Consider the following 19,582-nt stretch of genomic DNA (forward strand, 5'->3'; position numbering starts at 1 on the left):
CGATCGCGGTTGTGTCGAGCAGCCCCGGCCTAACCGCAAGGGGTGTGCCATGTGGCGCGGACCGGCGCGGGACAAGCGTCGCGGCCTGACGTGCGGGATTACGCGGGAGGGAATCGACGGAAATGTTTCAGGAACGCATCTGTTTTCAGGGCGTCAGCGTCGTGCCCGATGCCGGGAAGCAGCGCATCGGGCAGAGCGACGTGCGCCGTGCAAGCGTGCGCGGCTGTCGGCACACGCGAAGTCGCGACGGCCGGCAAGCGCGTGTGTCGCCACGCACCGAAGAAAATGTTTCATCGACGTGACCTCGCGCCAGCCGTGCGTGGTCTGGGATGCGAGATCGTGCAGTGCGAGTCAGGGTGAATACCGAGGACGGTGCGTGCGCAACCAGTCGCTGGTGAGATGGCCGTTCATGCGCCTCGATGCATGTAATATGGGCCGACGATCCCGTTCGCCGGCGGTGTGCAGATTCGCCGAGTTCGGCGCCGAGAACAACTGACGCGTTCGTCTGCCGAGCCCGCTCGCCCGAGCGGGCTCCGTGCATCCGCTACAACCCGTACCCACCGGACACATTCAACTGCTGCCCCGTGATGTAATTCGCGCGATCCGACGCGAGAAACACCGCCGCGCGGCCGATATCGTGCGCCTTCCCCCAGCGCTTGAGCGCGAGCATGTTCTGCGTCTCGTCGATCCACGCCTGGTCGAACTGTCCTTGTTCGAGCAGCACCGGAAACATCCCGGCCTCGATCACGCCGACCAGAATCGAATTCGCGCGGATCTCGTGACGGCCTTCCTCGCGCGCGAGTCCCTTCACGAGCGCCTCGTTCGCCGCCTTCGGCGCGACCGACAATCCATCCCGATCCGGCCAGCGCAGATGCCCGGCCGAGCCGAGCGTCACGAACGACCCGCCGCCCGACGCGCGCAAATGCGGCAACACGGCCTTCGCCGCATTGAAGAAACCGACCGTCTCGACCTCGATCGCGCGCCGCCAGTCGTCGTGCGTCATGTCGCCGATATGGCGCTGGTTCACGAACGGGCCGGCCGCCCACACGATCGTATGCACGCGACCGTGCGCGTCGATCGCGGCCGCGAGCGCCACATCGATCTGCGCGGGATCGGTCACGTCCACGCGGTGCGTGGTGGCCGCGACACCCGTGCCGCGCAGATCGCGCGCGACACGCTCGGCCACGTCGGCCTTGCTGCGATAACCGAGCGCGACCGGCACGCCCGCGCACGCGAATTCGCGCGCGACGCCCTGCCCGATCCCGCCGCTGCCGCCGAACACGAGGACCGCGCCCTGCGGAAATCCGTTGTCGTTCATGCGTTCATCCCGTTGGTGACGTATCGCGCGCCGGCGGTCAGGCCACCGCTTCGGTGCCCGCGCGCAGCCGGTACTTCAGCACCTTGCCGGCCGCGCTCGTCGGCAGTTGCTCGACGAACGTGAAATGCCGCGGCACCTTGTAGTTCGCCATGTTGCTGCGCGCCCAGTCGTTCAGCGCGGTGGCGTCGGTGTGCGCGCCGGGACGCAGCACGACATATGCATGCCCGACTTCGCCGAGCCGCGTATCGGGCACGCCGACCAGCGCAACCTGCGCGATCGCCGGGTGCGCGGCCAGCAGCCGCTCGATCTCGGCCGGATAGCAGTTGAAGCCGCCGACGATGAACATGTCCTTGATCCGGTCGGTGATTTTCAGGTTGCCGTTCGCGTCGACGCAGCCGAGGTCGCCGGTATGCAGCCAGCCGTCCGCGTCGACGGTTTCGCGCGTCGCGTCCGGCTGGTTGAAATAGCCGCACATCACGTTGTAGCCGCGCACCCAGATCTCGCCGGTCTCGTCCGGCCCGAGCGCCGCACCGTCCTGCCCCGCGATGCGTAGCTCGACGCCCGGCATCGGCCGGCCCGATGTAAAGGCGACCGTCTCCGCGTCGTCGCCATGACGGCACAGCGTCGCGAACCCGCACGATTCGGTCAGCCCGTAGCCGGTCAGCACGGTCTCGAAGCCGAGCTCCGCGCGCATCCGCTCGATCAGGCTCGGCGCGATCGCGGCCGCGCCCGTCACCGCGATCCGCAGCGACGACAGGTCGCGCGTCGCGCGATCGGGCGCATCGAGCAGCGCGTAATACAGCGTCGGCGGGCCGGGCAGCACCGACACGCGTTCGTCGGCGATGCGCCGCAAGACGTCGGCCGGCTGGAACACGAGATGCGGCAGCACGGTCGCACCGCTCGACAGTGCGGCGAGCCAGCCTGCCTTGTAACCGAACGTATGGAAAAACGGATTGACGATCAGGTAGCGGTCGTCCTGGCGCACGCCGGCGATCGCGGCCCACGCCTGCGCGGCCCGCAGGTTCTGGCCGTGCGCGGTCATCACGCCCTTCGGGCGGCCGGTCGTGCCGGACGTGAACATCAGGTCCATCACGGTATCCGGTGTCACCTGCGCCTCCCGCTCGTGCACGGCGGCGAGCGGCACCGCCGCGCCACGCGCGAGGAACGCGTTCCAGGTTTCGTCGCGCGCGCCGGACGGCGGTTCGCCGTCGAACACGACGACGCGTTCGAGCGTCGCGGGCCGGTGCGGCGCGAGCATCGCCGGATAGGATTCGCCGAGGAAGGTGCTGCAGCAGAACAGCAGCCGCGCGCCGCCGTCATGCAGGATGCCGCCCACCTCCATGCCCTTCATCCGTGTGTTGACCGGCACGAGAATCGCGCCGACGGTATGGATCGCCAGCGCCGCGACGATCCATTGCGGCAGGTTCGGCGCCCATACGGCGATCCGGTCGCCCGCGTCGATGCCGCTCGCGAGCAGCGCGCGCGCCGCCTCGAGACGCGCCGCGTCGAGTTCCGCGTAGGTCAGCCGGCCGTGCTCCGACTCGATCGCCGGATGCGCGCCGTGGCGCGCGGCAGCCCGCGCGATCAGCGCGGGCGTGGTGAGGATTTCATTGTCCATCGTCATAGGCATCGCAACAGGGTTGCCGCGCGCGCCGCCGGCGCGCCACGGCTCAATCGGGGAACACCACGCGCAGCGCGTCGCTCGCGGGCCGCGCGCGGCAGGCGAGCGTCCAGCCGGCCGCGATCTCGTCGTCGTCGAGCACATGGTTATCGTCGAGCGCCACCTCCCCGCGTTCGACGCGGCACATGCACGCGCCGCACTGGCCCATTCGGCAGGAATTCGGCGCGGGCAGGCCGGCGCGCAGCATAGCGTCGAGCAGCGTTTCGCCGGGCGCGCTGTCGAACGCGAACGCCTCGCCGTCGAGCACCGTCTCGATCGCCGCGCCGTCGCCGGAGTCGGCCGCGGAAGTCGCTGCGGACGATGCCGCCGCGTCGCCCTGCGCCGGCGCGTCGGGCAGCGACGCGAAGCGCTCGACATGCACGCGCGCGCGCGGCAGCCCGAGGCCGAGCATCGCGGCGAGCGCGTTCTCCATGAACATCGCCGGCCCGCAGATGAACGTTTCCTGCTGGCTGAACGGCCGCGCGAGTTCCTCGAGATGCCGCTGCTGCGGCACGCCCTGCACGCTGTCGAGCCAGTGGATCACGCGCAGGCGGCCCGGATGGCGGTGCGCGAGCTGCTGCAGTTCGTCGCGGAAAATCACCGAGCGCTCGTCGCGGTTCGCGTAGATCAGCGTCAGCATCCCGCGGCCGTGCACGAGCGCCGATTTCAGGATCGACAGCACCGGCGTGATGCCGCTGCCGCCCGCGAACAGCAGCAGGTCGCCGTCGAGCGTGCGCGGCGTGAAGACGCCGGCCGGCGGCAGCACGTCGAGCGCATCGCCCGCACGGATGCGGTCGCACAGCCAGTTCGACGCACGGCCGTCGCGCACGCGCTTGACGGTGATCTTCGGTGCCGCGTCGATGCCCGGCGCGCTCGACAGCGAGTAACAGCGCGCGACGGTCGCGTCGGCGCACGGCACGTTCAGCGTCAGGAACTGGCCGGGCCGATACGCGAAAGCATCGCGCAAGGCGGCGGGCACGTCGAATACGAACGAGCATGCGTCGTCGCTTTCGGCGATGACGTCGGCAACAGTCAGCCGGTGAAAACGGGAATCGCTCATCGCCGGCTCCTCATGCCGCACCGGCCGCATCCCGGCCGGTTTCGCCCGCGCGGATCCGTGCCGGGTTCGACGCGAGCGCCGGTGCAATGCATGCGAACGCGTTCAGCACTTGGGTTGCCGCAGCGCCGATCAACTCCACAAGCGCTCGCATGATCGTTGTGTCCGCATCGTTCGCGATATTGCGGTTCAGTCTGCGTGTCATGAGTCGTCTCTTTCCGATGCGGTAAAGCGCGCGGCCGTCACGCGGCCGCGCGGTTCGCGGGCGCGCCTGGCGTCGTATATGCGCCGTCGAGATAGACGAGCGGATCGACGTCGCCGCTCATCAACACTTCGCGGATTCGCCCGATGAACACCGTATGCGTGCCGTATTCGAAACGGCCGTCCTGCTCGCACACGAGGCTCGCCTGCGAATCGTGCAGATACGGGACGCCGAGCGGCGACGTGCGCCACTCGCCCGTCGTGAAGCGCGCCTCGCCCTTCAGGCGGCCGCTGCAGTCGATCGCGATGCCTTCATGGCGTGCCGACAGCACGTTCACGCAGAACGGCGCGCCCGCGTCGAGCGGCGGATACAGCGACGCATTGCGGTTGATGCAGATCAGCAGCGACGGCGGCTCGGTCGACAGCGAATCGACCGCCGTCGCGGACATCGAGTAGCGCCGGCCGTCGTGCGCGCTGCTGATGACCGTGACGGAGCGCGCGAGGCGGCGCATCGCCAGCAGCATGTCGGTGCGCAGCGGATGGGTAGTGAGATCGCTCATCATTGGACTCCGTCAAGTTCAGTCGTGGACGGCCGGTCGGACCGGCCGCCGGCGTCGGCCGCTTGCGCGGCCAGGTGGTCGGCGGCAATGAACCCGAAGGTCATCGCCGGACCGAGCGTCGAGCCCGCGCCGGGGTAGCTCGCGCCCATCACCGATGCACTGGTGTTGCCGATCGCGTACAGGCCGTCGACCGGCACACCGTCGGCGCGCAGCACGCGCGCGTGCGCGTCGGTGACGAGCCCGCCCTTCGTGCCGATGTCGCCCGCGTCGATCCGCACCGCATAGAACGGCGCCTCGTCGACCGGCCCGAGACACGGATTCGGCTGGTTCCTCGGATCGCCGTAGTACGTGTCGAACAGGTTGTCGCCCTTGCCGAACGCTTCGTCGATACCGGTTGCCGCGTAACGCGCCATGTCGCGCAGCGTGTCGTGCAGCCCGGCCGCGTCGACGCCGATCCGAGCGGCGAGCGCATCGATCGTGTCGGCCTTCACGAGCACGTCGCGAAACGCGTCCGGAATCCGCGAATCGGGCATCATCGGCGCCGGCATGATCGGACCGCACGGATACTTGCGGCGAAAGCGCGCGTCGAACACCATCCACGCCGGCACGCACGCGCCGGTGCGCGCATGGTCGCGATACATCGCCGGCACGAATTCGGAATACGGCGCGGCTTCGTTGACGAAGCGCTTGCCGAGGCCGTTGACGATCACGCAGCCCGGCAGGTTGCGTTCGACGAACAGCGCGCGCTGCTTCTCCTCGCCCGCGACGCCGACCGTCGGCGCGCCCCATACGTGTTCCATCAGCGCGAGCGCGCCGCCGAGCCGGTGGCCTTCGGCGATCGCGTCGCCGGTGTTGGCCGGCGGCGTCGCGCTCCATCGCATCTGCGTCGGTTGCGGCAGGTAGCGTTCGCGCATCGGCTGGTTGCGCTCGAAACCGCCCGCGCCGAGGATCACGCCGCGCCGCGCGACGATCGTCACCGGCTGCCCGAAGCGCTGCGCGCGCACGCCCGTCACGCGGCCGTCGACGTCGAGCAGGTCGCGCATCGGCGTGTCGAGCCAGACGGGCACGTTGCGCTCGAGCAGCGCGCGGCGCAGCCCGCCGATCAACGCATTGCCGAGCGTCAGGCGCCGGTCGCGCCGCGTGCGGCGACGCACGCCGACATCGAGCCAGTAGCGGCCGAATTGCGCGATCGCGAGCTTCATGAAGCCCGGCCCGCGCGAGAACAGCGTGTGCGCTTCCTTCGACGTTACGGCCACGCGGCCGCCGATCAGCGTGCCGGGCGACGGCGGACGCAGCCGGTCGAGCTCGTCGCCGAGCAGCGCACCGTCGAACGGCAGCGGATCGAGCGCGCGATAGCCCGGCATCGCGCCCGGCAGCTTCTGGAAATAGTCCGCGTACTTCGGCAGCGCCTGGTAGCGCACCGGCGTCTTCGTTTCGAGGTAACGCAACATCTCGGGCGCCTGGTCGAGATACGCGTCGAGCCGCTCGCGCGACGATGCGCCGGCCGTGCACGCGTCGAGATAGCGGCGCGCGGCCTCGCGCGTATCGGTCGCGCCGAGTTCCGCGATATGGTGGTTGCACGGTATCCAGATGCCGCCGCCGGAGATCGCCGACGTGCCGCCGTACAGCGCCGTCTTCTCGATCACGACGACGGACAGCCCGCGGTCGGCCGCGCGGCATGCCGCGAGCAGCGCGCCCGCGCCCGAGCCGACGACCACGACGTCGAACACGTATTGCTGCGCTTGCGTGTCGTTCATCGCGGCCTCGTCAGATGAAGTAGTCCGTGTTCTCGCGGCCGAGCATCACGGCGCCGAGGTTCTGGCCGAAGCGGTCCACGTTGTTCGCGTAGTGCGCGCGGGCCGCGTGCAGGTCGAGGAAGCGGCGCACCAGCGGATTGCGGTGATAGATGCCGTTGCCGCCCGCGTAGCGCAGCAGCGCGTTCGCGGCCTGCGCACAGCGCTCGGCGACCTGCGCGGACTGATAGCGGAAATGCACGCGGCGCTCGATCGACACGGCCGGCCCGCCCGTCACCGACGCCATCAGTTCCGCGAAATTGCGCTTGAGCAGCACCTTCATCTCGTCGATCGCGACGGCCGCGTTGGCGCACGCGTTCTGCGCGCCCGGATCGTCGGTCGTCTTCGCGCCGCTGTTGGCCGACACGCGCGTGGCCGCATAGCCGGTGAAATCGTCGAGCGCGCCCTGCAGCGCGCCGATGCACGACGTGCACACCGCGCGCACGAAGATCTGCGCGAACGGCAGCTTGAACAGCGGCGCGTCGTTGACGGCCAGGCCCGGGCTCGTGCCCATCATCCCGTCGAGCGCCTTGTGCGTGCGATACGCGGGCACGAACGCGTCGTCGACGACGATGTCGTGGCTGCCGGTCGCGCGCAGGCCGAGCACGTCCCAGTCCTGCTGGATCCGGTAGTCGGATTTCGGCAGCAGGAACGTGCGGTATTCCGGCGGCTGGCCGGCGGCGGCTGCCGGCACCAGCGCACCGAGGAACACCCATTCGCACAGTTCGCTGCCGCTCGAGAACTTCCAGTGGCCGGACAGGCGGAAGCCGCCTTCGACCGACGTCACGCGTCCGACCGGCATGTAGGTCGACGCGATCAGCGTCGCGGGATCCTTGCCCCACACGTCCTGCTGCGCGCGTTCGTCGAACAGCGCGAGCTGCCAGTTGTGCACGCCGACGACGCCGTACACCCATGCCGTCGACATGCAGCCGCGCGCGAGCGCCATCTGGATGTCGAAGAAGGTTTGCGGATCGAGCTCGTAGCCGCCGTAGCGCTTCGGCTGCAGCACCTTGAAGAAGCCGGCGGCCTGCATGTCGGCGATCGTCTCGGCCGGGATGCGGCCCTGCGCTTCCGCCTGCGCGGCGCGGCCGGCAAGCGTCGGCGCCAGCGCCTCGGCCCGGGCGATCAGGGTGGCGGCCAGTGCGTTCGAATCGTTGTCGCGGTGCACGAATGTCTCCTGTGATATGGGGCGCGCGCGGCGGCGCTCATCCCGGTCTCTCTCTAAGTGGTTCGTCGCGGCCGGCGCCGCGAGCGAGGGCTCCTGCCGACGATGCTCGGGCTCGCGCGGCCGCGCCGCATCGTCCGAAGGGACGACGGGCGCGGCGCGCCCCGGCCCGCGTTACGCGCAGGCGCGCTCCTTCTCCTTGTTGAAGAACGGGATCACGTGCTCACCGATGTTGCGGATCGTCTCCATCTGCGCGTCGTGCGGCACCGTGCCCATCTGGCAGAGGAACAGCACTTCGTCGACGCCCGCCTCCTGCAGGCGGCCCACGTAGCCGATGCAGTCGTCCACCGTGCCGTACGCGTGGTTCGGGTTCATCATCGCGAGCGCCGGATCGGCGAAGTTCACGACGACTTCCTCCGACGCAAAGCGCGAACGGATCACCATCTCGCCGGTGTCGGCCTGCACGAGGTCGTCGCCCCACTTCGCCGGGTCCGGACGCTCGCCGCCCGTGTACCAGTACGCGAGCGATTCCATGAAGTAGCGCTGGCCGCGGATGCCGATCTTGCGGGCCTTCTGGCCGTCGGCCATCACGACCGTCGGGCACAGCGCCGCGAGGTGCTGGGTCGGGCGGAAGCCGACCTGGTCTTCCGGCTTGCGGTTCGCCCATGCCTCGCGATAGATCGCGTTCTTCTTCGCGACTTCGTCGGGGCCGCCGAAGCCGAGCACCAGCGCGCCCATCCCGCGCTGGCCGGCACGCAGCAGCGCGTCGGTGTTCGTGCAGGCGAGGTACATCGGCGGATGCGGATCCTGGAACGGCTTCGGGTGGATCGGACGCTTCGGAATCTTGATGTACGTGCCGTCGTGCTCGATCTCGTCCTGCACGAACATCTTCGGCACCAGGTACATCGACTCGTCGATCATCGGCTGCAGTTCGTTTAGGTCGTAGCCGAACGCGCCCGCTTCCTGCTGGCTGCCGCCCTTGCCGACGCCGAAATGCACGCGGCCGCCCGACAGGATGTCGAGCAGCGCGACGCGCTCGGCCACCTTGATCGGATGGTTCATCGCCGGCGGCAGGCACACGACGCCGTGACCGAGACCGATGCGCGTCGTGCGCCCGGCCAGGTACGCAAGGAAAGTTTCCGGCGCGCTCATGTGCGCATAGTTGGTCAGCGACGTGTGCTCCACGCACCAGATCGTGTCGAAACCGACCTGCTCGGCCAGCAGCGCCTGCTCGACCGTCTCCTTGAACACCCGGTGGTCGCCCTCGCGCGATGCGTCGGTGGTCTGGGCTTCGTAGATGAGGGAAAACTTCATTGCGTGCGTCTCCATGTATGTTGGACGAGTCGGGGTCGTGCAGCCGCCCGCACGATACGGACGAATAGCGACGGTCCACGGATGGGAGTGTCGGCGCGCGGGCCCGCACGGGCATCGTCTGTTTGGAGTAACGGCATGCATGCGGGGACAGAGGGGTTTCACCGTCATCCGAACAGACTGCGTCGCGGCCGGCACCGCGCGCTAGCATCGAACGACGGCCCGGTGCGGCCGTACACATCACGACGAGGGAGAGAGGGAATGAAGGTATCGATGCTGCTGTACCCGGTCGACGACATCGACACGGCCTTGCCGCTGTTCGTCGACGGGCTCGGCCTGAACGTGAAGTTCCGCGACGGCGACCGCTATTGCGCGCTCGACGGCGGCCCGCTGACGATCGCGCTGGTGGCCGGCGACGAGCAGATCGTCGAACGCGCGGCGCTCACGCTGCGCGTGGACGAGGACGACGACCTGTACGCGGCGATGGCGCGGGTCGTGAAGGCCGGCGCGTCGGTGCGCGTGCCGGTGCAGGCGGGGCCGCACGAATACCGCGCAGTGCTGGAGGACCGCAACGGCGCGCTGCTGGTGATTTCGCAGAAACGCGCCGCGTGACGCGGCCACGTGTGGCGCGCGTGCCACGCGATCCGGCTGGCGGGAACCCGGCCGGATGCCGCGGGAACGGTCGGTGTCGGGTCATGAGCCAGACGGGATCGAGCGTCCCGCAGCGTCGTCGGCACGTTCGATGACGGTCAATGCCGTCGGGCAGCTTCCCGATGGCCACCGGAATCGGTACCATCGAACGCTTGAAGACCGGCCGTGCGCCGGCGCGAGCCTGCCGGGCCGCGTCGCCCGTCACGTCGCCTCCGCGCCGGTCGCCGCACTTCCCGTTTCGTCATGTCCCGCGAACCCTCACACTCCGCGCTGCTGTGGATCGTCGCCGCCGCGTTCTTCATGCAGTCGCTCGACACGACGATCGTCAACACCGCGCTGCCGTCGATCGCGCAAAGCCTGCATGCGTCGCCGCTCGCGATGCAGCCTGTCGTGGTCGTCTACACGCTGACGATGGCGATGCTCACGCCGGCGTCCGGCTGGCTCGCGGACCGGTTCGGCACGCGCCGCGTGTTCTCGCTCGCCATCCTGGTGTTCTCGCTCGCGTCAATCGGCTGCGCGGCGTCGCACACGCTCGGCCAGCTCGTCGTCGCGCGCGCCGTGCAGGGCATCGGCGGCTCGATGCTGCTGCCGATCGGGCGGCTCGCGGTGTTGCGCCGCGTGCCGGGCGAACGGTACGTCGCGGCGATCGCGTTCGTGTCGATCGCCGCGCAGCTCGGCCCGATCGTCGGGCCGACGCTCGGCGGCTGGCTCACGCAGGCGATTTCCTGGCACTGGGTGTTCATCGTCAACGTGCCGGTCGGCATGGTCGGCTTCCTCGCGGTGCAGCGCTTCCTGCCGCACGATCAGGCGATGCAGCCGCCGCCGTTCGATTTCGTCGGCTGCGCGCTGCTGTCGGTCGCGATGATCGCGCTGTCGCTCGCGATCGATCCGCCGATGCCCGCGCACCGCAGCGGCTGGGCCATCGGGCTCGCCGTGCTGGGCGTGGCGAGCGCGCTCGCGTACCTGCCCCATGCGCGGCGCCGTGCGCAGCCGCTGTTCCGGCTCGGATTGTTCCGCGAGCCGAACTTCGGTGCGGGGCTGCTCGGCAACCTGCTGTGCCGGATCGGCACGAGCGCCGTGCCGTTCATGCTGCCGCTGCTGATGCAGGTGCAGCTTGGCTATACGCCGCTGCGGTCGGGGATGATGATGCTACCGGCCGCGATCGCCGGCGTGATCGCGAAGCGCTGGATCGCGCCGCTCGCGAAACGCTTCGGCTATGCGACGTTCCTGGTCGTGAACACGGGGATCGTCGGCTGCGCGATCGCGGGGTTCGCGCTGGTCTCGGCACGGCCCGCGCCGGCGCTGGAGATTGCGTTGCTGATCGTGTTCGGCGCCGCGAACTCGATGCAGTTCGCCGCGATGAACGCCGTGACGCTGAAGGGCCTGTCGCACGCCGACGCCGGCAGCGGCAACAGCCTGTTCACGATGATGCAGATGCTGGCGATGGGGCTCGGCGTGTCGATCGGCGGCGGGCTCGTGAACCTGTTCGCCGCGCATTGGGGCTCGATGGCGAACGGCTTCATGCTGTCGTTCGTCTGCATGGGCTCGGTCACGCTGCTGTCGTCCGTCGTGTTCCGGCGGATCGATGCCGCCGCGCCGCCGAGGCCGGTCGCGCCGCGCCCGTCCGCGTAAGCGGCGCCGCAGGCGGGCACGGCCGGCCGTCAGTTCACCTGGCGGCGCTCGACGACCCGCTTGAGCACCCAGCGGATCGACGAACCGTCGGCCGGCGGCTGCGCGACGCGGTATTCGTCGACTTCCAGCACATATTGATAGCCGGGCTGGTACGCAAAGCCCTCGATACCGGCGTACCACAGGCTCCACGGCTCCGCCGGGCTGCTGCGCACCTGCAGGCAGTCCATCGGCGCGACGCCCGTGCAGCGCGCCGCCTGCGGCGCGACATGCACGGTCCTGCTCACGGGCCGGCTGTCGGCCGGGCGGGCCGCGCGCGCGTCCGTCGCGGCCGCATCGGTCTGGCATCCGGCGAGCAGCGTGCCGCCTGCAATCATGGCCGCGCCGAGCAGCGTTCTGGTCTTGCGAATCATCGGGGGTTCCTCGGGAAGCGTTGGCGGGCCGATTAGACGAACGGTGTTTCGGGAAAGTTCACGAATTGCTTACAACGGCGTGCCGCCACCCTCATTCGTGCGATGTCGCGCGTGCGCCGGCGCGCTACCGTATTCCGGTGCAGGCCGCTGCGCGCCGCCGCCGGCGGTCCGGATACGCCCGTGCACGCACCCGCACGCCCGGCGCACCGCGACCCGGCGGCGGCAACAGGAGACAACCCCGATGACCACGGCGCCCCCGGCCCTTCCCCCGAGCGTTGCCCGATCGAGCCTGACGCTCGAGCAGTTCGACGCGCTGCTCGCGACAATCTACGAAGGCCCGCTGGAGGACGTGCCATGGGGCGGCGCCCTCGAACGGATCCGCGCGCACCTGGACGCGAACTACGTGACGATGATCCTGCGCTGGCCCGCCAGCGGCCACACGGGGCTGATGATCAATGCGTCCGGGCACGGCGCGCCGCTGCCGGGCGTCGCCTCGTACAACAACTACTATTACGCGCTCGATCCGTTCGTGAACCTGCCGAGCGATCGCGTCGTCACCGTCGACGAGCTGCTCGGCGTCGGCGTGTGGCGCGGCAGCGCGATGTATCGAGAGTTTCTCGAGCCGTTCGACGTCGGCTACCTGATGGGCGCCGACCTGCGCACGCCCGACGGGATCGAATGCCGGTTCCGCCTGTGCCGCTCGCATCACGGCCGCGCGTTCTCGGTGACCGACAAGGCCGTCTGCAACGCGCTGCTGCCGCACCTGAAGCGCGCGGTGCGCCTGCATGCGAAGTTCGGGATGGTCGAATCGGAGCGCATGCTGTACGCGAGCACGATTGACCGCATGCTCGTCGCGACCGCGATCCTCGACGAGCGCGGCACGATCATGAAGACCAACTCCGTCGCGGACGAGATCTTCGCCGAATGCGACGGCCTGCGCGTGCGCGGCGGCACGCTCGAGGCCGCGTATCCGCTGGAGAACCGCAAGCTGCAGAAGCTGATCCGGCAGGTGCTCGCGGAGCGCGCGGGCGGCGCACCGACGGTCGCGCAGGCGATCGCCGTGCCGCGCCCGTCTGGCAAGCCGCCGCTCGGCGTGCTGATCCGCACCGTCCCGCTCAGCGAATGGTCGGAGGACAATCCGCGCCGGCCCGCGTGCGCGATCTTCATCCGCGATGGCGAACGCAAGTCGCAGGCGTCGCACGACATCGTGCGCAAGCTGTTCGACCTCACGCCGGCCGAGACCGCCCTGGCGCTCGCGCTCGCCAACGGATCGACGCTCGAGGAAGCAGCCGACGAGCTCGACATCAGCAAGAACACCGCGCGCTCGCATCTGCGCGCGATCTTTTCGAAGACGGGCGTCACGCGGCAGGCGACGCTGGTGCGGACGTTGCTGAACAGCGTGTTGTCGCTGGGGTGAGGTGGCCGTGCGCGTCCGCCACGCGCTTCGTCACCGGCCAGACAATCGCGATCGACCGCGGCTTCACCGCATGACGATCGTGTATTACCATCGGCGCTTCCTCGTACGCTTCGTCGCGCCGCGTCCGCCCGCCCGGTCATCGGCGAGCCGCGCCTCCTCTTCGCATGACTTCACCCGTTCCGTCCGGCGTCGCGCTGCGGCCGCAGCCGATCGATACGCTGACCGTGCCGGCCGCGCTCGACGGACGCGCGGGCACCAACCGCTCGACCAGCGCGCATCCGCAGATCGCCGCGACGCATGATCTCGACGCCGTGCGCGCGTGGCTCGCACGCTTCGTCGATACGCCCACCACGTTCCAGAATTACCGCAAGGAAGCCGAACGCCTGCTGCTGTGGGCCGTGATCGCGTGCGGCAAGCCGCTGTCGTCGCTCACGCACGAGGATCTCGTCGGCTACCGGCAGTTCCTGCTCGCGCCCGCGCCCGCCGAACTCTGGTGCGCGAACGGCGGCCGCAAGCATCCGCGCGGCGACCCGCGCTGGCGGCCGTTCTACGGCCCGCTGTCGGCGGCCAGCCAGCGGCAGGCGATGGTGATCCTGAACGTGATGTTCTCGTGGCTCGTGCAGGCCGGCTATCTCGCCGGCAATCCGCTCGCGCTGTCCCGGCAGCGGCAACGACGGCCCGCGCCGCGCGTCACGCGCCATCTCGGGCCGCCGCTGTGGCAGGCGGTCAAGGACGCGATCGCCGCGATGCCGCGCGACGACGCGCGCGCCGCCCTCCATGCGGATCGCGCGCGCTGGGTGTTCACGCTGCTGTATCTCGGCGGGCTGCGCATCACCGAAGCAGCCGACACCACGATGGGACACTTCTTTGCACGGCGCGATGCGAACGGGCGCGACCGCTGGTGGCTCGACGTGACCGGCAAAGGCGGCCGGCAGCGGCTCGTGCCGGCCACCGCCGAGATGATGGCCGAGCTCGCGCGCTACCGGCGCGCGCATGGCCTGCCCGCGCAGCCGGCCGACGGCGAACCCACGCCGCTCGTGCTGCCGGCCAATCGCACGCGCAAGCCGCTCACACGCGCGGCGCTGCACCGGATCGTGAAGCAGGTGTTCCGGTTCGCGGCCGATCGGTTGCGTGCGCAAGGGAATGGAGGCGAGGAACAGGCGCGCGTGCTCGAACAGGCATCCGCGCACTGGCTGCGCCACAGCGCTGGCTCGCACATGGCCGATGGCCGCGTCGACCTGCGGCTCGTGCGCGACAACCTCGGGCACGTGTCGCTGACGACGACGAGCCAGTATCTGCATGCGGACGACGACTGGCGGCACAGCGAAACCGAGGAGAAGCATCGGATCGGTTGGTGAGCGGCGCGCCGTGCGCGCGCTTCAATACACGGCCACCCAATGTCCGGGCACCCACGCCCAGTGGTTGCCGGCCCAGCGGTAATGGCCCTTCGCCCAGCGATAACCGGGCGCGGGCGGCGGCGGCGCCACCTCGACGACCGGCGCGGGCTGCGGCGGCCGCGCCGGTTCCACCACGCATGCGGACATCAGCACGGCACTCATCGTCGCCACCACGGCAAGCGATACGGATCGGATCTTCATCATCGATTCTCCCTGTTGTGTCATATGTCATCGGCTGGCGGATGCGGGCGCGCGCCTGCCGCGCGTCACGCGGTTCCGCGAACGAGGCCCGTCATCGGCCGCGTCGCGCCGCTTTGCGCGAAAAGCGTGGCCGCGGTATGGCCGGGATCGAGCCGCAGGCTTTCGGCGGCCGCGCCCGCGATCAGCGCATCGAGCGACGCGGTCGGCTTCAGGTCGCGCCCTTCGTACAGGTCGCCCGGCCGCAAGCCGGGCCAGTCGGCGATCACGCGCCCGCCCGCGACCGCCCCGCCCGCCAGCATCGCGACCGACGCCTGCCCGTGATCGGTGCCGCCCGTGCCGTTCGCGGCGGCGGTGCGACCGAACTCGGTCGCGACGAGCACCGTGGTCTGCTGCCACACGGGCCCGAGTCCGTCGCGCAACGCGGCGAGCATCGTGTCGAGTGCCTTCAGCTGATTCGCGAGCCGCGCGTTCTGCGCGCTGTGTGTGTCCCAGCCGCCCGTCTCGATCATCGCGATCCGCGGGCCGTCGTCGCGCGCGAGAAACGTCGCCGCAAGCTTGCCGACGCCCGCCGGATCCTGGCGCGCATGCGCATCGCCGGCGAGGCCCCGCGCGGCCATCGCCGACTGCCACAGCGGCCCGAGCTGCGCGTCGGCCTCGTAAAGCGCCGATACGCGCGCGAGCAGGTCGTCCGGCGCGGCCGGCAGACCGGACGCCGCATACGACGCGGCCTGCACGCTGCCGCGCAACGCGAGCGGCACCGTCGGCGCGAACGCGATCGCGCGGTCGCGCGTCGCCGGCAACATCGCGGCGAGCCGGTTCAGCCAGCCGTCCCTCACCTGGTACGGTGCGCGCCCGCCCGTCTCCAGCACGTTCTGGCCGTCGAAATGCGAGCGGTCGCGATACGGCGACGCGATCGCGTGGACGAACAGCGCCTGCTTGTCGCGAAACATCTGCGCGGTCTGCACGAGCGACGGATGGAGCGCGAACGTGCCGTCGATGCGTGTCGCCGCTGCGGCGTCGATCGCCAGTGGGCCGCGCAGCGACGCATACGCCGGTTCCGCATACGGGACGACGATGTTCAGCCCGTCGGCGGCGCCGCGCTGGATCACGAATACGAAGCGCCGGTCGGTTTCGACGTTCGCGAACACGATGCGCGGCGCGACCAGGATCGCGCCCGCACCGGCCGCGGCGACGCTCAGGAAATGTCGACGGGTCAAGGATCGGGCCATGTTCATCTCCGTTGGAAATCGGGCGACACGAGCAGCAGTGCGAGCGACGTGGTCGCGCTTTCGGCACGCGACAGCGCGGTCGCCGTCGGCGCGCTCAGCGAGCCGGCCAGCAGCGTATTGCCGAGCGTGCGCGGGTCGAGCCGGTCGCCCGTGCGTGCAGCCAGCCGCTGCGCGATCTCGACGCGGCGCACCAGCGCGTCGGGCGCGGCCCAGCTCGCGGCAACGTCGTCGTAACCGGCCGGCGACCCGGGCCGCCATACCGGCTGGCCGAGCTGCGCGAGCAGCGGCGCGGCCTTCAGGTCGCCCGTGTCGCGCCAACCGAGCCCGCGCAGCGACGACACGGCCCACTCCCACGGCGTCTTGAACTTGCGATTGACCGGCGACCAGGCGTCGGGCGCATCGACCAGCGCACGATAGACGGTCGGCAAGTCGCCGCCGCTCGTCTCGAATGCGCGGGCGAGCCGGTCGATAAGCGCGGGCGGCGGATTGTCGGCGACGAAATGGCGGGCGAGCTGGAACGCGATATGCCGGCCCGTCGCCGGCGAACGTGCCAGGTCGGCCAGGATCGCGCGTGCCTGCGCTTCGCCCTGCTGGTCATACGTGCGCCCCATCACCGTGCGGGCGCCCGGTTCGTGCAGCTTCGGGCGGAACAGGAAAGCGCCCGGCGCCACATCGCCGGGCTGCGGCCCGCGTCCGCCCGCGATGCTCCAGCCGGTCAGCGCACGCGCGAATTCCGTCACGTCCGTTTGGGTGTAGCCGGTCCGTACGCCGAGGGTATGCAGTTCCATGATTTCGCGCGCGAGGTTCTCGTTGAGGCCGCGTCGCGCCGCCGGATTGCGGGCTTCCATACGCAGCGCCGCCGGGCTGTCGGGGCCGACCGAGCGCGCCTGGTCGAGGAACAACTGCATCGCGGGATGCTGCTCGACGGCGACGAGCATGTCCTCGAAGCGGCCGAGCACGTGCGGGCGGATCGCATCGCGCTCGAATGCGCCCGCATATGCGGCCACCTGCCCCTTGTCGACCGACACCGCGAAATGGTTCGCCCAGAAATGCACCAGACGCTCGACGAACGGCGCAGGCGTGACGAGCGCGCCGTTCAGTCGTGCGGCGACCGCGCTGCGATATGCGTCGTAGCCGTCGCGGCGGATCGACTGCTCGGTCGCACGCCTGGCCGCGGCGTCGTCGCTCGTCATCGCGTTGCGGGTCGTCGCGAAGCGCGTGGCAAGCGTGACCGCGTCGGGTTCACCCGCCCATGCGGCCGGCTTCGGGTCGTAGCGGTCGAACTGGGCGACCAGCGCGGCCTTCGGATCGACAAGCGGCGCTTCGTCAGGCCGCGCGCCGAGACCGAAACGGTTCAGCGCGATGGCGGCCGGTGAGATGTCGTTCGGATGGTCCATGACGGGGGCTCTCGCGATGCGTACCCGTGTTTAACGGTCGCCGGCGGGAAATCCGTCGCTGGATGGACGAAATATTTGGGTCTTCGTGGATTTGCGTGGTGGTCGACTGTCGACCCTGAACCGCCGGTCGCTGGATCATGATTTTGGCGTCGGGTAATGAATTACACCGGTCATTCGACCGCAGGGGCGAAACCTAAAAAATCACAGAACGCGATGTCATGATGGCCGCGCCCCGATCAAACGACGCGTCAAACGAGGCCATGTGTCGGAAGAAACCATGGCTGCTTTCGTCCGACCAGTCGACGAGCCATGCGAGTGGCTCAAGCCGGCAGGTCCAAATTCAAAAGAGCTAACTTCAGTGCCTAGCGCCGTGCGATCGAGGCGACGTTGGCGTTGCCGTCTAATCGACGATTGCACTGTAGCGTCTGCTCGCCTGCGTAACGACTGCGACGTTCGCATTGCGGTACTGCTGCGGCTGAACATGGTTTTAGGTATGAGATAGTGCAAACCCTAACTCGATATTCCCACTGAATGGGAATCGCATTTTTGTCCAGCGGGAGCGACGTGGCATTCTGCGTCATCGGAATCGCATCTCTTCGGGCAAGACTCAAGGTGAATCAGGAATCCAGCGTCATCGGCGCCGAGCGCCTGCTGCTCGTACTTACTGCGCTCGCGAGTCACGGTAAAGCCATGTCCGTGAAGGACATGCTCGGCGTGACCGGCCTCGCACAAAGCACGCTCTATCGCCAAATCACGCTGCTGAAGCGCTGGGGTTTCGTGACGGAGGACGCGGGCTGCTATGCCCCCGGTCCCGTGAGCCTGCAGCTCGCACTCGGCTTCGACATCAATTCGATGCTGGTCGAAGCGAGCCGCGACGGCATGGCGGAGCTCTCGCGCGCGACGCAGGAGAGCGTCGGGCTCATCATCGCCGTGAACGATCAGGTGATCTGCCTCGAGATGGTCGAGAGCACGCACTCGCTGCGTTGCTCGTTCGAAAAAGGCCGCGCGGTGCCGTTGCGCGCGGGCGCGTCCGCCAAATCGCTGCTCGCCTTCATGGCGGAGAAAACGCGCAACGAAGCGCTGGAGCGCCAGTTCGCCGGCGACGACGCGGCGCGCGCCGCTCTTGAAACGGAGCTCGAGCGCATTCGCGCGCGCGGTTACGCCGTGAGCGACAGCGAAGTCGATCCCGGCGTCTGGGGCGTGAGTGCGCCCGTGTTCCGGCGCATGTCGCGCGGCACGGGCGCGAGCGCATCGATCACGCTGATGGCCCCGTCCTCGCGCGCGGCGGGCCGCGAACAACAACTTGCCGACTGGACCGTGCGAACGGCCAACAGCATTTCCACCCGACTGCAATCTGCCTGAGCCTCACTCAACCACGACCACGCACTCTGGAGCCCGCACCATGAAACTGAAAACCCTTCTCTCCGCTGCAAGCCTCGGCATGGCGCTGCTGACGGCGATCGCGCCCGGCACGGCATCCGCGCAGGATTCGAACGTACTCAACGTTGCAACCGATGCGACCTTCCCGCCGATGGAATTCGTCGACAAGGGCCAGCGCACCGGCTTCGACATCGACATCATGAACGCGCTGGCCAAGGCGATGGGTAAGCAGGTCCAGTGGACGGACATCGACTTCAAGGGGCTCATTCCGGGTCTTGTGGCGCGGCGGTTCGACGCGGCGATCTCGGGCATCTACATCACGCCTGAGCGCGCGCAGGTTGTCGACTTCACGCAGCCCTACTTTGCGGGCGGTCTCTCCGCGCTGGTCAAGGCGGACTCGCCGATCAAGACTCTCGCCGATCTCAACGGCAAGAAAGTGACCGTGCAGGTCGGCACGAAGTCGGTAAATTTCCTGCGCGACAACTATCCGCAGGTGCAGCGCGTGGAAGTTGAAAAGAACCAGGAGATGTTCGATCTCGTCGGTATCGGCCGTGCTGACGCTGCCGTCACCGGCAAGCCCGCCGCGTACCAGTTCGTGCGCACGCGTCCCGGTTTCCGCGTGCTGGACAAGGAGCTGACGACTGAAGCGTACGGCATCGCGGTGCGCAAGGACGAACCGCAACTACGCGACAAGATGAACGCCGCGCTCGCGAAGATCAAGGCGGACGGCACCTACGACGCCATCGTGAAGAAGTGGTTCAGCACGGGCGCCAGCACCTCGGCAAACGCGAAGTAACCCGGCG

Annotated in this window: 18 protein-coding genes; 6 read left to right on the plus strand and 12 right to left on the minus strand. The window is 69.2% G+C overall.

What is annotated here, in order from left to right; genetic code table 11:
* Window positions 1–544 precede the first annotated feature (544 nt).
* The 8 genes from HWX25_RS20355 to HWX25_RS20390 form a co-directional block, all read right to left on the minus strand.
* On the minus strand, window positions 545–1,318 hold the full coding sequence (locus HWX25_RS20355) for an SDR family oxidoreductase (protein ID WP_175910031.1): 774 nt from the start codon (window positions 1,316–1,318) through the stop codon (window positions 545–547).
* A 37-nt stretch (window positions 1,319–1,355) separates the two neighbouring features.
* A complete protein-coding gene (locus HWX25_RS20360) occupies window positions 1,356–2,942 on the minus strand; it encodes a FadD3 family acyl-CoA ligase (RefSeq protein WP_279610125.1) in 1,587 nt (528 codons plus the stop codon).
* 46 nt (window positions 2,943–2,988) lie between these two features.
* Window positions 2,989–4,038: a ferredoxin--NADP reductase gene (locus HWX25_RS20365; RefSeq protein ID WP_175910033.1), complete on the minus strand. Its 1,050-nt coding sequence runs from the start codon at window positions 4,036–4,038 to the stop codon at window positions 2,989–2,991.
* A gap of 10 nt (window positions 4,039–4,048) precedes the next feature.
* Window positions 4,049–4,240, minus strand: coding sequence for a hypothetical protein (locus tag HWX25_RS20370; RefSeq protein ID WP_175910035.1), 192 nt, complete (start codon window positions 4,238–4,240; stop codon window positions 4,049–4,051).
* 37 nt (window positions 4,241–4,277) lie between these two features.
* The gene (locus tag HWX25_RS20375) at window positions 4,278–4,796 is read right to left on the minus strand and encodes a flavin reductase family protein (protein ID WP_059951051.1); all 519 of its coding nucleotides are present in this window, start codon (window positions 4,794–4,796) and stop codon (window positions 4,278–4,280) included.
* Window positions 4,796–6,553 (minus strand): FAD-dependent oxidoreductase, encoded by a 1,758-nt coding sequence (locus HWX25_RS20380; RefSeq protein ID WP_175910037.1) that lies wholly within the window; start codon window positions 6,551–6,553, stop codon window positions 4,796–4,798. Before HWX25_RS20380 ends, HWX25_RS20375 begins: the two co-directional genes overlap by 1 nt.
* Before the next feature lie 10 nt (window positions 6,554–6,563).
* Window positions 6,564–7,757: an acyl-CoA dehydrogenase family protein gene (locus HWX25_RS20385; RefSeq protein ID WP_175910039.1), complete on the minus strand. Its 1,194-nt coding sequence runs from the start codon at window positions 7,755–7,757 to the stop codon at window positions 6,564–6,566.
* Window positions 7,758–7,928: 171 nt separating this feature from the next.
* The gene (locus HWX25_RS20390) at window positions 7,929–9,068 is read right to left on the minus strand and encodes an LLM class flavin-dependent oxidoreductase (protein WP_059537661.1); all 1,140 of its coding nucleotides are present in this window, start codon (window positions 9,066–9,068) and stop codon (window positions 7,929–7,931) included.
* Between the two features lie 258 nt (window positions 9,069–9,326).
* On the opposite strand from HWX25_RS20390, the gene HWX25_RS20395 reads away from it, so the two are divergent.
* Window positions 9,327–9,677: a VOC family protein gene (locus tag HWX25_RS20395; protein ID WP_057925050.1), complete on the plus strand. Its 351-nt coding sequence runs from the start codon at window positions 9,327–9,329 to the stop codon at window positions 9,675–9,677.
* 282 nt (window positions 9,678–9,959) lie between these two features.
* Window positions 9,960–11,348, plus strand: a complete 1,389-nt coding sequence (locus HWX25_RS20400; protein WP_175910041.1) for a DHA2 family efflux MFS transporter permease subunit — start codon at window positions 9,960–9,962, stop codon at window positions 11,346–11,348.
* A gap of 29 nt (window positions 11,349–11,377) precedes the next feature.
* On the opposite strand, the gene HWX25_RS20405 is transcribed toward HWX25_RS20400, so the two are convergent.
* Window positions 11,378–11,758 carry a DUF4377 domain-containing protein gene (locus tag HWX25_RS20405; protein ID WP_175910044.1) on the minus strand — a complete coding sequence of 127 codons (381 nt, stop codon included), beginning with the start codon at window positions 11,756–11,758 and terminating at the stop codon, window positions 11,378–11,380.
* A gap of 241 nt (window positions 11,759–11,999) precedes the next feature.
* Here HWX25_RS20405 and HWX25_RS20410 point away from each other — a divergent pair, with 241 nt between their 5' ends.
* Together HWX25_RS20410 and HWX25_RS20415 are read left to right on the plus strand one after the other, a co-directional pair.
* Complete coding sequence (locus HWX25_RS20410; protein ID WP_175910046.1) at window positions 12,000–13,175, plus strand: LuxR C-terminal-related transcriptional regulator; 1,176 nt, start codon at window positions 12,000–12,002, stop codon at window positions 13,173–13,175.
* Between the two features lie 164 nt (window positions 13,176–13,339).
* Window positions 13,340–14,533 carry a tyrosine-type recombinase/integrase gene (locus tag HWX25_RS20415; protein ID WP_059819194.1) on the plus strand — a complete coding sequence of 398 codons (1,194 nt, stop codon included), beginning with the start codon at window positions 13,340–13,342 and terminating at the stop codon, window positions 14,531–14,533.
* A 21-nt stretch (window positions 14,534–14,554) separates the two neighbouring features.
* Here the strand turns inward: HWX25_RS20415 and HWX25_RS20420 are convergent, their stop codons facing one another.
* The 3 genes from HWX25_RS20420 to HWX25_RS20430 form a co-directional block, all read right to left on the minus strand.
* Window positions 14,555–14,773, minus strand: a complete 219-nt coding sequence (locus HWX25_RS20420; RefSeq protein WP_059537645.1) for a YXWGXW repeat-containing protein — start codon at window positions 14,771–14,773, stop codon at window positions 14,555–14,557.
* 65 nt (window positions 14,774–14,838) lie between these two features.
* Window positions 14,839–16,002, minus strand: coding sequence for a DUF1501 domain-containing protein (locus tag HWX25_RS20425; RefSeq protein ID WP_059691360.1), 1,164 nt, complete (start codon window positions 16,000–16,002; stop codon window positions 14,839–14,841).
* Between the two features lie 2 nt (window positions 16,003–16,004).
* Entirely contained in the window at window positions 16,005–17,399 is a 1,395-nt protein-coding gene (locus HWX25_RS20430) for a DUF1800 domain-containing protein (RefSeq protein WP_175910048.1), read from the minus strand.
* 612 nt (window positions 17,400–18,011) lie between these two features.
* Here HWX25_RS20430 and HWX25_RS20435 point away from each other — a divergent pair.
* Both HWX25_RS20435 and HWX25_RS20440 read left to right on the plus strand, forming a co-directional pair.
* Window positions 18,012–18,761 (plus strand): IclR family transcriptional regulator, encoded by a 750-nt coding sequence (locus HWX25_RS20435; RefSeq protein WP_111021425.1) that lies wholly within the window; start codon window positions 18,012–18,014, stop codon window positions 18,759–18,761.
* Window positions 18,762–18,801: 40 nt separating this feature from the next.
* Window positions 18,802–19,575: a transporter substrate-binding domain-containing protein gene (locus tag HWX25_RS20440; protein ID WP_111021424.1), complete on the plus strand. Its 774-nt coding sequence runs from the start codon at window positions 18,802–18,804 to the stop codon at window positions 19,573–19,575.
* Window positions 19,576–19,582: the final 7 nt, after the last annotated feature.

The sequence above is a fragment of the Burkholderia sp. BCC1640 genome, assembly GCF_902833125.1.
Classification (GTDB): Bacteria; Pseudomonadota; Gammaproteobacteria; order Burkholderiales; family Burkholderiaceae; genus Burkholderia; species Burkholderia diffusa.

What these genes read in the sequence shown, in the direction of transcription:
- HWX25_RS20415 (WP_059819194.1), top strand. Translation starts at nt 13,340, where the DNA reads ATGACTTCACCCGTTCCGTCCGGCGTCGCGCTGCGGCCGCAGCCGATC.
- HWX25_RS20405 (WP_175910044.1), bottom strand. Translation starts at nt 11,758, where the DNA reads ATGATTCGCAAGACCAGAACGCTGCTCGGCGCGGCCATGATTGCAGGC.
- HWX25_RS20365 (WP_175910033.1), bottom strand. Translation starts at nt 4,038, where the DNA reads ATGAGCGATTCCCGTTTTCACCGGCTGACTGTTGCCGACGTCATCGCC.
- HWX25_RS20400 (WP_175910041.1), top strand. Translation starts at nt 9,960, where the DNA reads ATGTCCCGCGAACCCTCACACTCCGCGCTGCTGTGGATCGTCGCCGCC.
- HWX25_RS20425 (WP_059691360.1), bottom strand. Translation starts at nt 16,002, where the DNA reads ATGGCCCGATCCTTGACCCGTCGACATTTCCTGAGCGTCGCCGCGGCC.
- HWX25_RS20375 (WP_059951051.1), bottom strand. Translation starts at nt 4,796, where the DNA reads ATGAGCGATCTCACTACCCATCCGCTGCGCACCGACATGCTGCTGGCG.
- HWX25_RS20355 (WP_175910031.1), bottom strand. Translation starts at nt 1,318, where the DNA reads ATGAACGACAACGGATTTCCGCAGGGCGCGGTCCTCGTGTTCGGCGGC.
- HWX25_RS20395 (WP_057925050.1), top strand. Translation starts at nt 9,327, where the DNA reads ATGAAGGTATCGATGCTGCTGTACCCGGTCGACGACATCGACACGGCC.
- HWX25_RS20380 (WP_175910037.1), bottom strand. Translation starts at nt 6,553, where the DNA reads ATGAACGACACGCAAGCGCAGCAATACGTGTTCGACGTCGTGGTCGTC.
- HWX25_RS20440 (WP_111021424.1), top strand. Translation starts at nt 18,802, where the DNA reads ATGAAACTGAAAACCCTTCTCTCCGCTGCAAGCCTCGGCATGGCGCTG.
- HWX25_RS20430 (WP_175910048.1), bottom strand. Translation starts at nt 17,399, where the DNA reads ATGGACCATCCGAACGACATCTCACCGGCCGCCATCGCGCTGAACCGT.
- HWX25_RS20360 (WP_279610125.1), bottom strand. Translation starts at nt 2,942, where the DNA reads ATGACGATGGACAATGAAATCCTCACCACGCCCGCGCTGATCGCGCGG.
- HWX25_RS20410 (WP_175910046.1), top strand. Translation starts at nt 12,000, where the DNA reads ATGACCACGGCGCCCCCGGCCCTTCCCCCGAGCGTTGCCCGATCGAGC.
- HWX25_RS20420 (WP_059537645.1), bottom strand. Translation starts at nt 14,773, where the DNA reads ATGAAGATCCGATCCGTATCGCTTGCCGTGGTGGCGACGATGAGTGCC.
- HWX25_RS20390 (WP_059537661.1), bottom strand. Translation starts at nt 9,068, where the DNA reads ATGAAGTTTTCCCTCATCTACGAAGCCCAGACCACCGACGCATCGCGC.
- HWX25_RS20370 (WP_175910035.1), bottom strand. Translation starts at nt 4,240, where the DNA reads ATGACACGCAGACTGAACCGCAATATCGCGAACGATGCGGACACAACG.